Annotated in this window: 13 protein-coding genes and 1 pseudogene; 8 read left to right on the top strand and 6 right to left on the bottom strand. The window is 70.9% G+C overall.

The features are described from left to right. Nucleotides 1-6: 6 nt before the first annotated feature. Nucleotides 7-543 (top strand): AAA family ATPase, encoded by a 537-nt coding sequence (locus tag ACZ5NH_RS30335; RefSeq protein ID WP_468779665.1) that lies wholly within the window; start codon nt 7-9, stop codon nt 541-543. A gap of 211 nt (nt 544-754) precedes the next feature. Here the strand turns inward: ACZ5NH_RS30335 and ACZ5NH_RS30330 are convergent, their stop codons facing one another. Beyond that, on the bottom strand, nt 755-1,678 hold the full coding sequence (locus ACZ5NH_RS30330) for an SDR family oxidoreductase (RefSeq protein WP_468779663.1): 924 nt from the start codon (nt 1,676-1,678) through the stop codon (nt 755-757). 85 nt (nt 1,679-1,763) lie between these two features. Between ACZ5NH_RS30330 and ACZ5NH_RS30325 the strand changes: the two genes are divergently transcribed. Then, on the top strand, nt 1,764-2,330 hold the full coding sequence (locus tag ACZ5NH_RS30325) for a TetR/AcrR family transcriptional regulator (protein ID WP_468779661.1): 567 nt from the start codon (nt 1,764-1,766) through the stop codon (nt 2,328-2,330). Nucleotides 2,331-2,427: 97 nt separating this feature from the next. On the opposite strand, the gene ACZ5NH_RS30320 is transcribed toward ACZ5NH_RS30325, so the two are convergent. Together ACZ5NH_RS30320 and ACZ5NH_RS30315 are read right to left on the bottom strand one after the other, a co-directional pair. Next, nucleotides 2,428-2,808, bottom strand: a complete 381-nt coding sequence (locus ACZ5NH_RS30320) for a hypothetical protein (protein ID WP_468779659.1) — start codon at nt 2,806-2,808, stop codon at nt 2,428-2,430. A 118-nt stretch (nt 2,809-2,926) separates the two neighbouring features. Then, on the bottom strand, nt 2,927-5,263 hold the full coding sequence (locus ACZ5NH_RS30315) for a glycosyl hydrolase family 95 catalytic domain-containing protein (protein ID WP_468779657.1): 2,337 nt from the start codon (nt 5,261-5,263) through the stop codon (nt 2,927-2,929). Between the two features lie 268 nt (nt 5,264-5,531). Here ACZ5NH_RS30315 and ACZ5NH_RS30310 point away from each other — a divergent pair, with 268 nt between their 5' ends. Both ACZ5NH_RS30310 and ACZ5NH_RS30305 read left to right on the top strand, forming a co-directional pair. Beyond that, nucleotides 5,532-7,190, top strand: a complete 1,659-nt coding sequence (locus ACZ5NH_RS30310; RefSeq protein ID WP_468779655.1) for a penicillin-binding transpeptidase domain-containing protein — start codon at nt 5,532-5,534, stop codon at nt 7,188-7,190. 158 nt (nt 7,191-7,348) lie between these two features. Then, nucleotides 7,349-7,674, top strand: a pseudogene (locus ACZ5NH_RS30305) (LLM class oxidoreductase); the annotation flags it as partial. An 8-nt stretch (nt 7,675-7,682) separates the two neighbouring features. Here ACZ5NH_RS30305 and ACZ5NH_RS30300 read toward each other — a convergent pair. Further along, nucleotides 7,683-8,492 (bottom strand): DUF427 domain-containing protein, encoded by an 810-nt coding sequence (locus tag ACZ5NH_RS30300; protein ID WP_468779653.1) that lies wholly within the window; start codon nt 8,490-8,492, stop codon nt 7,683-7,685. Between the two features lie 143 nt (nt 8,493-8,635). Here ACZ5NH_RS30300 and argG point away from each other — a divergent pair, with 143 nt between their 5' ends. The 4 genes from argG to ACZ5NH_RS30280 all read left to right on the top strand — a co-directional run bounded on the left by argG (nt 8,636) and on the right by ACZ5NH_RS30280 (nt 13,591). Next, complete coding sequence (argG, locus tag ACZ5NH_RS30295; RefSeq protein ID WP_468779651.1) at nt 8,636-10,084, top strand: argininosuccinate synthase; 1,449 nt, start codon at nt 8,636-8,638, stop codon at nt 10,082-10,084. 191 nt (nt 10,085-10,275) lie between these two features. Beyond that, nucleotides 10,276-11,232 (top strand): GlxA family transcriptional regulator, encoded by a 957-nt coding sequence (locus ACZ5NH_RS30290; protein ID WP_468779649.1) that lies wholly within the window; start codon nt 10,276-10,278, stop codon nt 11,230-11,232. A gap of 106 nt (nt 11,233-11,338) precedes the next feature. Further along, the gene (gene gap / locus ACZ5NH_RS30285) at nt 11,339-12,337 is read left to right on the top strand and encodes a type I glyceraldehyde-3-phosphate dehydrogenase (RefSeq protein ID WP_388631459.1); all 999 of its coding nucleotides are present in this window, start codon (nt 11,339-11,341) and stop codon (nt 12,335-12,337) included. A gap of 177 nt (nt 12,338-12,514) precedes the next feature. Next, nucleotides 12,515-13,591, top strand: a complete 1,077-nt coding sequence (locus ACZ5NH_RS30280; protein WP_468779647.1) for a fatty acid desaturase family protein — start codon at nt 12,515-12,517, stop codon at nt 13,589-13,591. 38 nt (nt 13,592-13,629) lie between these two features. Here the strand turns inward: ACZ5NH_RS30280 and ACZ5NH_RS30275 are convergent, their stop codons facing one another. Next, nucleotides 13,630-14,292, bottom strand: a complete 663-nt coding sequence (locus ACZ5NH_RS30275; protein WP_468779645.1) for a response regulator — start codon at nt 14,290-14,292, stop codon at nt 13,630-13,632. Next, nucleotides 14,289-15,539: a sensor histidine kinase gene (locus ACZ5NH_RS30270; protein ID WP_468779643.1), complete on the bottom strand. Its 1,251-nt coding sequence runs from the start codon at nt 15,537-15,539 to the stop codon at nt 14,289-14,291. Before ACZ5NH_RS30270 ends, ACZ5NH_RS30275 begins: the two co-directional genes overlap by 4 nt. Between the last annotated feature and the right edge of the window lie 82 nt (nt 15,540-15,621).

Raw genomic sequence — 15,621 nt, 5'->3', positions numbered from 1 at the left:
CGTCGGATGCGAGTCGGTACCGAACAGACCCGGCTGGTGGTGCTCCGTGGGAACAGCGCCTCCGGCAAGTCGTCCGTGGCGGCGGGCATCCGCGACCGGTTCGGGCGTGGGCTGGCGCTGGTGGCACAGGACAACCTCCGCCGGGTCGTGCTGCGTGAGCGGGACCGGCCGGGAGCGGCGAACATCGGCCTGATCGACACGGTGGCCCGCTATGCCCTGGACGCCGGCTATCACGTGGTCGTCGAGGGCATCCTGTACGCCGACCGCTACGGCGACATGCTCGCGCGGCTGCGCGCCGACCACCGGGGGCCGACCCACGGCTACTACCTCGACGTGCCGTTCGCCGAGACCCTCGCCCGCCACGCGACCAAGTCGATCGCCACCCGGGTGAGCGAGGCCGACCTGCGGGACTGGTACCGGCAGCGCGACCTGCTGCCCGGCGGAGTGGAGACGGTCATCGGCTCCGACAGCTGCCTGCCGGAGACGGTCGACCGCATCATGCGCGACACCGGGCTGGCCGGCCTTCCGCCCAGGGACTTCTGACCCTCCTCTCATCCATGCCCGCGTCGACGACCGGCCCCGGGTCGAGGCGGCCGTCCGCGAGGTGAGCGGGCTCTATGCGCAGTGCGCTTGGTCATCGGCCCGGTGGCGATCGGCAGCTACGGCCGGGGCGTCGAGCCCGGTGATGTGCCGATCGCCCGTTTCCTGCCGTAGGCACTCGGCGTCACGGCACCCCCGGGCGACCAAGTCCCTTTCAGGCGCCGGTGGCAGGGGCGTGGAAGTAGTGGCCCTTGTCGAGGTCTTCGAGGAGATCCGGCTGGGTCGGCTTCCAGCCCAGCAGTTCGCGGGTCACCGTGCTCGACGCCGGAAGGCCGAGGCCGATGAAGCCGGCCATCCAGCCGAAGTGCCCGGCCGCCTCCTCGGCTGCCACGGAGACCACCGGCACATCGAGGTGCCGGCCGATCACCTCGGCGACGTCACGGATCGCGACGCCCTCTTCCGCGACGCCGTGGAGCACCGATCCGGCCGGGGCCTGCTCGGCCGCCAGACGGAACAGATGCGCGGCGTCGAGGCGATGGACGGCCGGCCAGCGGTTGGCGCCGTCACCGATGTAACCGGAGACGCCCTTCTCGCGGGCGATGGCGACCAGTGTCGCCATGAATCCGTTGTCCCCCTCGCCGTGACAGGTCGGCGAGAGCCGTACCACGGAGGAGCGGATACCGCGCGAGGCGAACGCCAGCACCTCCTGTGCGGTGGTGGCGCGGATCGAGACCGGCGAGCCGTCGAACGCGGCCCTGTCCCGTTCGGTCGCCACCCGTCCGGGTGCGAGACCGGCCAGGCCGGAGGCGAGGACGAAGGGCCGGTCGCTGCCGGCGAGCGCCTCGCCGAAGACGTCGACGGCGCGGCGGTCGGCCTCGGCGGCGCCCTGGAAGTCGCCACTGAAGGCGATGTCGTGCTTGAAGGCGAGGTGGATCACCCCGTCCGACGCGGCGGCCGCGTCCCGCAGCAGGTCGAGGTCGTCGACCGTGCCGCGGACGACCTCCGCGCCCGCCGCGGTGAGCGCGGTGGCCGAGGTGTCGGAGCGGGCGAGCCCGACGACCTGGTGACCCGCCCCGATGAGCTCGGGTACGACGGCGGATCCGATCCAGCCGGAAGCGCCGGTGACGAAGATGCGCATGAGGAGACCCCAGACCCTTCGATGTCAGTGACTGTCATAGACCCTACACCTGATGCCAGTCTCTGTCATCACGTAAGATCTCGGCATGGGTAGATGGGAGCCGGACGCGCGCGGACGCCTGGCGAAAGCCGCGCTGGAGCTCTACGCCGAGCACGGGTACGAGCAGACCACCGTGGCGGAGATCGCCAAGCGGGCCGGGCTCACGGAACGGACCTTCTTCCGGCACTACGCCGACAAGCGCGAGGTGCTCTTCGCCGGCGCGGGCGAGTTGGAGGACCTGTTCGTCCGAGCGGTCGCCGGCGCTCCGCAGACCGCGGTCCCGCTCGACGCCCTGACGGTCGGGCTCGACGCCGTCGCCGAGTTGTTCGCCGACCGGCGCGAGTTCGCACGCCGGCGGCAGGCCGTGATCACGGCGAACGCGGAACTCCAGGAGCGCGAGCTGATCAAGCTCGCGTCGTTGGCGGCCGCGCTCGCCGACACATTGCGCGGCCGCGGCATCCCGGCGCCCACCGCGAGCCTGGCCGCCGAGGCTGCGGTCGCCGTCTTCAAGGTCGCCTTCGAACGCTGGATCGCCCCGGGCGAGGAACGCGCCATGCAGCAGCTGATCCGGGAGTCACTGACCGAACTGAAGGCTGTGACCTCGGGCGCCTAGGCCACGCACGGCAACCGGTGCTGCCCGGCCCGGTCGTGCGCGCGACCCAACCGCCCCGTCGGCGCAGGGCAGTTCGGCCGCTCGTGCGCGCGAGGGATCAGCGGTAGCAGGTGGTGATGCCCGGATGCCAGAGGCAGGCGACGCCGGCGAAACCGCCGTTCGCGGTGGTGCCGACGGAGAACGCGTCGCCGCCGCGCAGCACTCGCCGGTCCAGGACGAGTCCGTCGGCGCCGTCCCGGATCGTCTCGACCAGCCGGCGTCCAGGTCCGATCGGCAGCGGGACCTCGGCCGTACGGGCGGCGCTCGCGTACACCCCGCCGAGAAACCAGCCGTCGCCGCTGCTCCGGGCGAGGACGTCGGCGGCGGAGGCGAAGGACAGCCGGATCTCGCGCATCCGGACCCTGCGGTCGAGCCGCTTCCCGGACGTCGTCCGGTAACGCTCCTCGACCGTACGGCCCTTGCGCTGCGCGAAGTGCAACCCCCGGGACAGATCGGCCCGTTCGGTGACGATACCGAGGGTCGACGGCTCGCTGACCGTACCGGATCTCGCCCTGGTCAGTGGAACAGCCGCGGAAATCCTCCCTTCTGGACGGCGGTCACGGCAGGCCCCATGCCGCGCCCGGCTCGCTGACGGCGACGGGCGCGATGACGAGGTCGGGCCGGGCACCGGGGTGCACGAGCACCTCGCGCCCCTTGGGCAGGTCGATGGCGAGGGTGCCGTCGCCCAGGTCCCGGGTGGGGGCCGGGGTGCCGTCGTCCAGCACCGCGGTGAGGGTCCCGCTCAGACCGTGCCGGAGCCTCAGCGGCTCGCCCGCCAGGCTCCTGACCCGGATGAACCGGGTGGCCCCCGCCTTGCGCACGGCACTGACCAGAAAGGCGCCCTGCGTACGGAAGTTGTGCAGGGTCACGTCCTTCCAGGCGGACGGAACGGCCGGGAACACCCGGACCACACCGCCCCAGCTCTGGCAGAACATGTCGTGCAGCGACTGGGAGGCGGACAGCGGCGTCTCGATCACCGGACCGGCCTCGGTGTAGTGGGTGTTGGCGCGGCACGGATACCGGGTGCTGGGGTCGAAGAACTTCCGCAGGTAGCCGATCGCGGTGTCACCGTCCCCGGTCATCGCGTAGATCGAGGCGGCGCCGGTGTAGCTGTAGCCCCGGTGGGCTCCGGTCAGCGCGTGCCAGTGGACCACCGACTTCGTGATCAGGTCGCGGTTCTCGGGCTGGTCCCAGTTGACGAGGTGGAGCGGGTACACCATGAGCAGGTGCGAGTAGTGCCGGTGGGACTGGGCGTACGGGGTGCCGGCGCCGATCATGAAGCCGTTGTCGTCGACCGGGTACGGCGTGAGCCGGGCCAGCACCTCCTGCCAGCGCGGCTTCAACTCGTCGTCGATCCCGAGCAGTTGCGCCGAGTCCAGGAGCGTCTGGCAGCCCCAACGGATCAGGGCCAGGTCGTAGTTGGTGTCCTGCGGCGGTACGACGGGATATTCCGGTGAGAGTGTGCTCGGCAGGTGGAACTTGCCGTCGCTGCCCGGGGTGAGGAAGTGCAGGTAGTAGTTGATCGTCCGGCGCAGCAGGGGGTAGATCGTGTCGCGGAGCAGCGACGTGTCCATGGAGTGCCGGTACGACAGCCACACGTTGTGCAGCGCCCACGTGAGGTCGCCGGTCTCGGCTCCGGTGCCCGGTTGTCCCACCTCGCGGTCGCAGAACATGTCGGAGCTGCGGCCGATGCCCGAGCTGTCCGAGCGGTAGGCGGCGGGCACGTTGGCGGTGAGCTGTTCCTGGCTCTGGCGCAACGTGCTGGCGAGCGAGTCGAGTTCGGAGTGGTTGAAGCCCTGGATGAGCCAGTACTCCAGCTGGACGTTGAGGTTCCACCAGACCGCCGGCCAGGGCGTGGGCTCCAGCCACGGCCCGGAGGTGGCCATCACGGGGCCGCCCGCGCGGCTCGCGGAGGCGACCTTGTAGAGCTGGATCCAGTGGAAGCTCTGCAGCCGCTGGTCGGGGAACGACACAAAGCTCTTCCGGTAGAACGCGTGCCACCAGCCGGTGTGCCGGCGCCGCAGGACGCCGTACGACTTCGCGCGCCGGAGGTTGCGCAGCGAGTCGGCCTCGGCGGCGGAGGACGAGGGGAAGCTGTGGCCGACGCTGAGCAGTAGGTCGTCGCCGGAGCGGCGGTAGGAGGTCGCGGTCTGGCCGCCGCCGGTCAGCGGCTGGAGCACCTGTGCGGTGCCGTCCGCGGTGGTCCGGGTGGTCCAGGGCGGGTTGCCGGTGTAGCCGGCGGGCGGGGCCTCCTGGATCTTGCGGGGGCTGATGGCCTCCTCGGGGTGGAACGTCCAGGTGACCTTCTCGCCGCCGCCGGCCGTGACGCGGGCGGCGAAGACCTCGTCGTGGATCAGGGCGGAGAGGGTGAATGTGCCGGCGGTGGTGGTCACGGTGCCGGTGAGTTCGGCGTTCCGCAGGCTCAGCCGCCAGTCGACGGCGGTGATGGTGCCGACCGGATCGAGCGTGAGATGCCCGACCGGCAGCCGGCAGGTGCCCCAGCCGCTGCCGAACTCGGGCCGGTGGTCCTGGACTCGGCCGTGCTGCACGGTGAAACGGATCCGGTTGGCGCCCGGCTCCTGGTAGACCATGCTGCCGAGCAGCCCGTCCCCGAGGAACGGGCCCTCGTACCAGAGCGTCGGCAGCCTGGTCCACAGCAGGTCCTGGCCGCGCAGGAACTCGTCCCACGCGCTGTCGGAGGTCATGGTGTCGCGGAGTCTCCAGGGCCGGCCGGCGCCTTCGCCGCTCGATCCGGCGCCACCGGACGGCACCGTCCCTGCGGACTGTGCGGCGCGGGCCGTCCCGGGCAACGCCGCCACCGCCGCCCCGCCCAGCGCGGTACCGAGTAAGGATCTGCGGGGAACCGGCGAGCGTTTCTCCGGCTGCGAGGTCATCGTGGCCCTCCAAACCTGACGGTTCATCGAAACATCGGGTGTATCGGGGACCGTAGGGACGGCCTGTTCGCGTGTCAATGAGTTCGACAGCCGCTACTGGTCAACACCTCCGACGTATATGGAGCGTTGTCGGACCGTCAGCTCGGGCAGCGGCCGAGGTCCGGGTCCGGGCCGAGTTTCGGCCGGGCGATGAGCAAGCCTGTCATTCCGATAACGATCTACCGACGATCAGCACATCCATTCATGGGACATACATACAATCCTGTACATGAACAGAGCTGTGAAGATCGGCATAGCCGGTACCTGCACCGCGCTGCTCGTTCTTGGGGGAATCGGTACGTACAACATCCTGCACGGCCTGACCTCGGGCTCGGCAGGCGGCAATGACTCCCGGGACGCGCGCGCTTTCGACCCTTCGGCGCTGTCCAGCACGCCCCCGTCGGACGCCGAGGCGGTGAAGCGGGCCCGCGCGTTCCTGGACGACTGGTCCCGGCAGCACCTGGAAGGCGCGGCGGGGGACACCGACGTGGCCGCTACGGCCTCGCAGGCGCTGCGGGGCTACGCGGACGGCCTGCACCTGAAGAAGCTGTCGTTCGGTCACATCATGTCGGTGGGCCCCTCGTCGGTGACGCAGGGCGCCACCAAGGTCACCTTCGACGTGACCGCCCAGGTCGCGGGCGGCACCTGGAGCTACCCGAGCGCGGTGGCCGTGCTGAAGAGCGCGAACGGCGGGACGGCGGTCCACTGGAACAGTTCGGTGCTCTATCCGGGCCTGAGCGACGGCCAGTCGCTGACCGCGGGCGGGCTGCCGGCCGGCGCGGGCGGCACGAAGGTCGTGGCGAGCGACGGCAAGACCGATCTCTCCGGGTTCGCGTCGCTGCGGGACATCGCGGCCACGATCGGCAAGAACGCGAAGCCCACGGGTGGCACCCCCGGAACGGGTGTGGCCGTCGTCGACTCCGGCGGCGCGGGCGTGAAGTCGCTGAAGGTCTTCTCCAAGGGCCGCCCCGCGGTCGTCAGGACCACCATCGACGCCGGTCTCCAGGCAGTGGCCGAGCGCGCCGTGAAGGATGCCCACCTTCAGCAGAAGCCCGCCGGCACCGTGGCGCTGGACTGGCGCAACGGCCACATCCTGGCGATCGCGCACTCGGGCGACGACGGCGACATCGCCATCAACGGCATCAAGTCCCCCGGCTCCACGATGAAGATCATCACCTCGGCGGCCCTCTTCGACAAGGCGGGTCTCAATCCGAGCAGCCCGGCGCCGTGCACGGACTCGCTGATGGCCAACAGCCAGTTGTTCCACAACGACTCCGGCGTGCGGGCCGACCCCGGCTCCTCCCTCGCCCAGGCGTTCACGGTGTCCTGCAACACGTCTTTCATCAAGGACGGCTTCCACTACCTGGTGCACGACGGCGACGCCTCCGCGCTGCACGACGAGGCGGCGAACGTCTTCGGCATGGGTAACTGGTCCATCGGCGGGGGAGTCGCCACCACAGACCCGAGCATTCCGCCGGACGTCCAGGGCGGCGACCAGGCGGCCCAGTTCATCGGCCAGGGCAAGGTCACCGCCACGCCCCTGTTCCTGGCGTCCGTGGCGGCCACCGTCCGGGGCGCCGGCTTCGAGCAGCCGGTCATCCTGCCGGGACAGCACCAGGAGACGGCGTCCCGGCCCATCTCCGCCCGCACGGCCGGCTATCTGCAGTCGATGATGCGCAACGTGGCCACCAGCGGTACGGCGGCGCCGCGCCTGGGCGGGCTGGTGGGTGTCGGTGCCAAGACCGGCACCGCGGAGGAAGGCGACCACACCAACGGCTGGCTGACGGCCTACAACTCCCGTATCTCGGCCGCGGCGCTCGTCGAGGGCGGCAGCTCGGGCGTGGACTCGGCGGGTTATGTCGTACGACGGCTGCTGACCGGCAGCTGAACCGTGGCCCCCGGCGGGAGGGTGACCGCTCCTGCCGGAAAGCGGCGTCCTCGGCGGCGGTCGGCGTGCCGCCGCCGGCGGGCGTTGATGTCCCGCCGGTCACGCACTCAAGTGAAGCGGCGCACGCCCTGCACGCGCGGGTAGTCGCTCGCCGCTTCGGTGACCGCGCCCTCGCGGACCACGTTGTCCCGTCGATGACGCTCCCGAGAGTGAGCCTCAGGGGTCACTCCAGGTACTCCGGGTCGGAGGGCCGGAGGGCCGGCCGGCCCCGCGGATCGTCGCCTTCGTGCCCGGTGTCGTCACCGCCGACGTCGAGGCGGTGCGCAAGGCCGCGAACGAGTCGCTCTCCTTCTACGAGAGGTTCCTCTCCTGCCGGCGCGTGATCGAGCTGTCCGGCGGCACCCGGGCCGTCGACCTCGCGGTCATCGGCGACGAGGAGACCGTCGCCGCCGAGGTTCGGCGCTACCGCGAGGCCGGAGCGACCGTCTCGCGTCAGGATGGCGGCGCGGTGAAGTGCGTGACCGGGCGTGCGAGGCGCTCACCGTCCACGGTGATGTCCACGGCTTCGTTGTAGAAGGCGAGCAGCCCCTTGACCGCGCCCACCGCGGGCAGCGGCTCGGGGTAGCTCCACACGATGTCGGGCGGAACGTCCGCCTCGCCTTGCTCCCCGTGCCAGGACCAGTACTCGGCGGTGCCCTTGTAGGGGCAGCCGGTGTGGTGGTCGGTGGGGCGGAACAGGTCGAGGCGGACGTCCTCGCGGGGAAGGTAGTAGCGGGTGGGCAGGCCGGTCTCGAACAGGAGCACCGGACGGCGGGTGTCGGCGACGACCCGCCCTCCGATCTCGACGACGACATGCCGGCTGCTGGGCAGGGCGTCGACGCGTTTGTGCGGGTCGCGGGGGTGGACGAAGATCTCCTCTTCCTCCTCGTACCAGTGGTCCAGGCCCCGGCCGGTGCGCTCGAACCACTCGAAGGCGATGTGGCCGGCCAGATCGGCGGCGGGAAACGTCCATGCCGCGTTCTCCAGCAGCTCGCCGTCCACTTCGAGGTCGTAGAAGACCGTCGACCCGGTGTGCGCCCCGGCCGTCGGGTTCCTCGCCGGCCGCAGCAGGTCCTCGCGGATCTCCGCACGCGGGAAGGCGTACAGCGGCACGGGGACGCCGGGCTCCCACACCAGGACGGGGTGCCGGCTGTCGACAACGGTGACATCACCCTTCCGGCCGCGCACCCAGCGCGCACTGGGCTCCCAGAGAAGTCCTTGCGGGGTGGTGCGCGGGGACTGGGTGGTGCTGAGCATGGCCATGACCGGATCTCCGGAGGGGTGTCTTCCGTGACGGTTCCATGGTTTCGCGTACGGGGGCCTCTTACCAGGCGGGAGTGAAAAGAGGTTCACACGGTTGCCCGTCGGGCTATGCATGGGCATGCGCGATGATGCATACTCTTCCTATGTCCAAGGTCCTCACTTCCCTTCCGGTCGGCGAGCGCGTCGGCATCGCCTTCTCCGGCGGCCTCGACACCTCGGTCGCCGTCGCGTGGATGCGCGACAAGGGCGCCGTCCCGTGCACCTACACCGCCGACATCGGCCAGTACGACGAGCCCGACATCGCCTCGGTCCCCGGCCGTGCGACGGCCTACGGTGCCGAGATCGCGCGCCTGGTCGACTGCCGTGCGGCCCTGGTCGAGGAGGGACTGGCCGCGCTCGCCTGCGGCGCGTTCCACATCCGCTCGGGCGGCCGTGCCTACTTCAACACCACGCCCCTCGGCCGCGCCGTCACCGGCACCCTCCTGGTTCGGGCGATGCTCGAGGACGACGTGCAGATCTGGGGCGACGGCTCCACGTTCAAGGGCAACGACATCGAGCGGTTCTACCGCTACGGTCTGCTCGCCAACCCGCACCTGCGGATCTACAAGCCCTGGCTGGACTCCGACTTCGTGACCGAGCTGGGCGGCCGCAAGGAGATGTCCGAGTGGCTGCTCGCGCACGGGCTGCCGTATCGCGACAGCACGGAGAAGGCGTACTCGACCGACGCCAACATCTGGGGCGCCACCCACGAGGCCAAGACCCTGGAGCACCTGGACACCGGTGTCGAGACCGTCGAGCCGATCATGGGCGTGCGGTTCTGGGACCCCACGGTCGAGATCCCCGCCGAGGACGTCACGATCGGCTTCGACCAAGGCCGCCCGGTGACGGTCAACGGCAAGGAGTTCGCCTCGCCGGTGGAGCTGGTCATGGAGGCGAACGCCATCGGCGGCCGGCACGGCCTCGGCATGTCGGACCAGATCGAGAACCGGATCATCGAGGCCAAGAGCCGTGGCATCTACGAGGCCCCGGGCATGGCCCTGCTGCACGCGGCCTACGAGCGCCTCGTCAACGCGATCCACAACGAGGACACCCTCGCGCAGTACCACAACGAGGGCCGCAAGCTCGGCCGCCTCATGTACGAGGGCCGCTGGCTGGACCCGCAGGCGCTCATGATCCGCGAGTCGCTGCAGCGCTGGGTCGGCGCCGCGGTCACCGGCGAGGTGACGCTGCGGCTGCGGCGCGGTGAGGACTACTCGATCCTCGACACCACGGGCCCGGCGTTCAGCTATCACCCGGACAAGCTCTCCATGGAGCGCACCGAGGACTCCGCGTTCGGCCCGTCGGACCGGATCGGCCAGCTCACCATGCGCAACCTCGACATCGCCGACTCCCGCGCGCGCCTCGAGCAGTACGCCGGTCTCGGCATGGTCGGCACCGAGCACCCGGCCCTGATCGGTGCGGCCCAGGCCGCCTCCACCGGCCTGATCGGCGCCATGCCGCAGGGCGGCGCCGAGGCGATCGCCTCCCGCGGCGAGATCTCGGAGGAGGCCGAGGCCCTGGACCGCGCCGCGATGGAATCCGGCACGGACTGACCCCGCTCACCGGCCGCACACCCCTTGGGCAGCGGGCCCCGTCGGACAGCACCGACGGGGCCCGTCGTCGTACGCCGCCCGGCTGAGAACCCGGACGCACGGGCCTCGGCGAGTGCACGGAGACGGAGCCCGGTCGCGGAACCGCCGCTGATCCCGGCAGCGTCTCCCGAGCCTCTCGTACCCTGTGTCCCGTGCCGTCCCCCCGTCTGCAACGCGTCGCCGTCCTGGTCCTCGAAGGCGCCAAACCGCTCGATGTCGGGATCCCCGCGCAGGTGTTCACGACGCGGGCGAGCATGCCGTACGAGGTGCGGGTGTGCGGGGCGGAGCCCGGGCTGGTGGCGGGCGGTGACGGGCTGTCGTACCACGTCGCCGATGGGCTCGACGCACTCGCGTGGGCGGACATCGTCTTCATCCCCGGATACCGGTTCCCGGACCGTGAGGATCCGCCCCGGTCCGTCGTCGAGGCACTGCTCGCCGCCCACGCCCGGGGCACCCGGCTCGCCGCCATCTCGACCGGGGCCTTCGCGCTCGCGGCCACGGGGCTGCTCGACGGCAAACGGGCGACGACGCACTGGCACTACGCGCGGGCCCTCGCCGCGAAGCACCCGCTGGTCCGGGTCGACGAGAACGTTCTCTTCGTCGACGAGGGCAGCGTGCTGACCTCGGCCGGCGCCGCCTCCGGTATCGATCTGTGCCTGCACATCCTGCGCAAGGACCTCGGGGTCGCCGTGTCGAACCACGCGGCACGGCGCCTGGTCGCAGCGCCCTACCGCAGCGGAGGCCAGGCCCAGTACGTGCCGCGCAGTGTGCCCGAGCCGCTCGGCGAGCGGTTCGCCGCGACCCGCGAGTGGGCGCTGCACCGCCTCGGCGAGCCGCTCACCCTGACGGTGCTCGCCCAGCATGCCGCGGTCTCCCCGCGCACGCTCTCCCGGCGCTTCGTCGAGGACACCGGATACACGCCCATGCAGTGGGTGATGCGCGCCCGCATCGACCTGGCCCGCGAACTGCTCGAACGTTCCGAGCGCAGCATCGAGCAGATCGCCGCCGACGTCGGCCTCGGCACCGGCACGAATCTGCGGACCCACTTCCAGCAGATCCTCGGCACCACCCCGAGCGAATACCGGCGCACCTTCACCCAGGGCGAATAGCCGCCTGGCGCGATCCTTGCGAACCATGGCGCTCTCGACACGGTCATGCGCGCCGGCGGCACGCGACGCTGGTGGGGCAACGAGGGGAACCGAAGGGACACCACTCATGACTCGCATCGCCATCAACGGATTCGGCCGTATCGGACGCAACGTGCTGCGCGCTCTGCTCGAACGCGGCAGCGCCCTGGAGGTCGTCGCCGTGAACGACCTCACCGAGCCCGCGACCCTCGCGCGGCTGCTCGCCTACGACACCACGGCCGGCCGGCTCGGCCGACCCGTGACCGTCGACGGGGACGCCCTCGTCGTCGACGGCCGCCGTATCAGGGTGCTCGCCGAACGCGAGCCGGCGCAGCTGCCGTGGGCCGAACTCGGCGTGGATGTCGTCCTGGAGGCGACCGGCCGCTTCACCTCGGCCAAGGCCGCCCGGGCCCACCTCGACGCCGGTGCGAAGAAGGTGCTCGTGAGCGCGCCGTCCGACGGAGCCGACGTCACGCTCGCCTACGGGGTCAACACCGACGCGTACGACCCGGAGCTGCACACGATCGTCTCCAACGCCTCCTGCACCACCAACGCGCTCGCGCCGCTGGCCGCCGTGCTGGACGAACTCGCCGGGATCGAGCACGGGTTCATGACGACCGTGCACGCCTATACCCAGGAGCAGAACCTGCAGGACGGCCCGCACCGCGACGCCCGCCGGGCCCGCGCCGCCGCCGTCAACATCGTGCCCACCACGACGGGCGCGGCCAAGGCGATCGGCCTGGTGCTGCCGAACCTCGACGGCAAGCTGTCGGGCGACTCGATCCGCGTCCCCGTCCCGGTCGGCTCGATCGTGGAACTCAACACGACCGTCGCACGTGACGTGACCCGCGACGACGTCCTGGCCGCGTACCGCGCCGCGGCACAGGGCCCGCTCGCCGGCATCCTGGAGTACTCGGACGACCCGCTCGTGTCGTCCGACATCACCGGCAATCCGGCCTCGTCGATCTTCGACTCGGCCCTCACCCGCGTCGACGGCCGGCACATCAAGGTGGTCGCCTGGTACGACAACGAGTGGGGCTTCTCCAACCGCGTGATCGACACGCTCGAACTCCTCGCCGGGCACTGATCGCAGACCGGGAGCGGACCGCGCCGTCCGCTCCCAGTGCTGCACCTTTCGCGAGAAAGACCAGGTCAGCGGCTTGGCATGGTGGCAACGCCCTGGGACTTCCTGGGGAAAGCCCCCCATCCCGTACGGTGCCTGACCGGCTGTCGCGGGCGAACGGGCCGGCCGAGACTCGACGGCATGACGATCTCCCCGCAAGCCCCGGTCGCTTCCGGCACGCCCACCGCCCCTTCCCGCACGTCCGATGCCGGAGCCGGCAGCGACTTCGCCCGGCTGTCCCGGCGTATCGCCGAGGCGGGTCTGATGAAGCGGCGCCCCGGCTACTACACGGCACGGCTCGGTCTGGTGACCGCGCTGCTGGCGGCGGGCTGGGGCGCCTTCCTCGTGCTCGGCGACACCTGGTGGCAGCTGGCGGTGGCCGCCTTGCTGGCCTTCGGGTTCGGTCAAGTCGCCCTGGTGGCCCATGACTTGGCGCACCGTCAGGTCTTCCGGCGCGGCCGGCCGAGCGAGACCTGGGGCCGCTTCTTCGGGAACCTCGGCATCGGTATGAGCTACGGCTGGTGGATGAACAAGCACACCCGCCACCACGCCAACCCCAACCACGAGGAACTCGACCCGGATGTCGCCCCGGACATCCTGGTGTGGTCCACCGCCCAGGCCCGCGACAGTCGTGGCCTCGCCCGTCTCATCGGAGGACACCAGGCCTGGCTGTTCTTCCCCCTGCTGACGCTGGAGGGCTTCAACCTGCACGTCGCGAGCCTACGGGCGCTGCGCTCGCCCGCCATGAAGCACCGGGTCCTGGAGGGCGGCCTGCTCCTCCTTCACCTCGCGGCCTATGTGTCCGCGCTGTTCCTGGTGCTCTCGCCCGGCAAGGCGATCGCATTCCTCTTCGTGCACCAGTGTCTCTTCGGTGTCTACCTCGGCTGCACCTTCGCACCGAACCACAAGGGCATGCCCACGTTCACCGGCGACGAACGACCCGACTTCCTGCGCCGCCAGGTCCTCACCTCCCGCAACGTACGCGGCGGCCGGCTCACCGATGTGATGCTCGGCGGGCTCAACTACCAGATCGAGCACCACCTGTTCCCGAGCATGCCCACCCCCCATCTGCGGCGGGCCCAGATCATCGTCCGCGACTACTGCGCGGAGATCGGCGTGCCGTACCACGAGACCGGCCTGATCCGGTCCTACCGCGAGGCCCTCACGCATATGCACCGGGTGGGAGAACCGATCAGGCGGCAGCGCGGGGCATCCTGATGCGTCCATGGCGAGGGCCGGGGGTGGCCGTACGGCGCTCAGCTCCACGGCGTGACCAGTTCCGCCTCATACGCGGTGATCACGAGCTGCACCCGGTCCCGGGCGTCGAGTTTGCTGAGCAGCCGGGAGACATGTGACTTGGCGGTGGCCACCGTGATGAAGAGGTCCTGCGCGATCTCGGTGTTGGACCGCCCGCGTCCGACCAGGGTCAGCACTTCCCGTTCGCGCTCGGTGATGCCCTCGGGCAGCCGGGCGGAGTGCCGCGGTGTGGCCGCCCGGTGTTCGACGAAGTCCGCGATCAGGCGGCGTGTCACACTCGGCGCGATCAGCGCGTCACCAGCGGCGACCACGCGGATCGCGCCGAGGATGTCGTCCAGGGCCATGTCCTTGACGGCGAAGCCACTGGCCCCGACCCGGAGCGCGCCGTAGACATGGTCGTCCTCGTCGAACGTGGTGAGGATCAGCACGCGGGCCGACGCGTCGCCGGCCGTGATCCGGCGCGTGGCCTCGATGCCGTCCATGCCGGGCATCCGGATGTCCATGACCACCACGTCGGGGGCGGTCTCCCGGACCCGCTGGACGGCCTCCTCACCGGTTGCGGCCTCGCCGACGACCTCCAGATCGGGGTGGTCGGCCATGAGGACCCGTAGACCGGACCGCACCAGCTGCTGGTCGTCGGCGAGGACGATCCGGATGCTCATCGGGTGTCCGCCGAGACGCCGGCAGGTTCGGGCAGCGGCAGCCGGGCCACCACCCGGAAGCCACCCTCAAGACGCGGGCCCGCGCTGAACCGGCCGTGCAGCAGGGCGACCCGCTCCCGCATGCCGACGATGCCGAAGCCGTGGCCCGTGCCGTCCCCGGGGACACCACGCCCGTCGTCGACGACCTCCACGGACAGCTCCTCGTTCCCGTAGCCGATGGCGACCGTGCAGTGCCCGGTGCCCGCATGACGGATCACGTTGGTCAGCGCCTCCTGCACGATACGGTAGGCCGACAGATCGACGTCGGGCGGCAGCGGCCGCCACTTCCCGCTGACGCGCACCTCGACACGTACCCCGGCTTCCGCCGTCACCGCCGCCAGCCGTTCGACGTCCGCGAGACCGGGCGAGGGAGCGAGCGGAGCCTGCCCTGCCGGCGCGGTGTCCGGCTCGGCCTGACGGAGTGCCACCAGGGTGCGCCGCAGGCCGGACAAGGTCTGTCTGCTGGTGCTCTCGATGGCCTGCAGGGCGTCGCGGGCCGCATCGGGTTGGGTGTGGATGACCCGGCTACCCACCCCCGCCTGGATGGCGATGATGCCGACGGAGTGCGCGATCATGTCGTGCAACTCCCTCGCTATCCGCAGCCGTTCCGCGGTGACCGCCTCGGCCACCTCCTGCGCGCGCAGCGCCACCGCGTGCTCATGGCGCTCGCGGCTCAACAGCCCGAGCATGCACGACGCCGCCATCGTCAGCAGGCCGATCACACCGTCGACGATCACCACCGGGCCGTGTGCGAAGAGGCCGATCGCCATGAACTGGACGACGAAAGCCAGAGACACGGCGACGATGGAGACCCGGCGCCTGCAGGTGGCGACGATGTACCCCAGGACGAGGTCCGCCGCCAGATACGACAGGAACTGGCCCTGATAAAACAGGCTCATGCTCACCCGGGTGGAGCGCTGAGGAACGACCACCACGGCGGTGGCACCGAGAAGCGTCAGCAGCAGGGCCGTCAGCGGCGCCCGGCGCAGCACCCCGACGAGCAGGGCCACCGCCGGCAGCGACCCGACGGCGACAAGGGGGCCCGAGTCCCGGGGCGCGCCCCCTACCAGGACCAGCAGCAGGAGGACGTACACAACGCCACCCGCCCAGGCCGTGAGCGTCGCGCTCGTCCCCGCACGTGCGCGGTTCCGGCGGTCCCGTGGCGCTGCGAAGGACGCGGTGGCAGCCGGGGGGTCGTTGGTGGTCATGCCGCGAGACTAACCAGCCGCCCGAGGCCGCGGCATCGGCCCCGGGACGTACACCCGTGGGCCAATTCGCCGTGCGTGTTTG

It is taken from the genome of Streptomyces sp. NPDC031426 (assembly GCF_055581585.1).
This window is presented reverse-complemented; position numbering and strand designations above follow the sequence as displayed.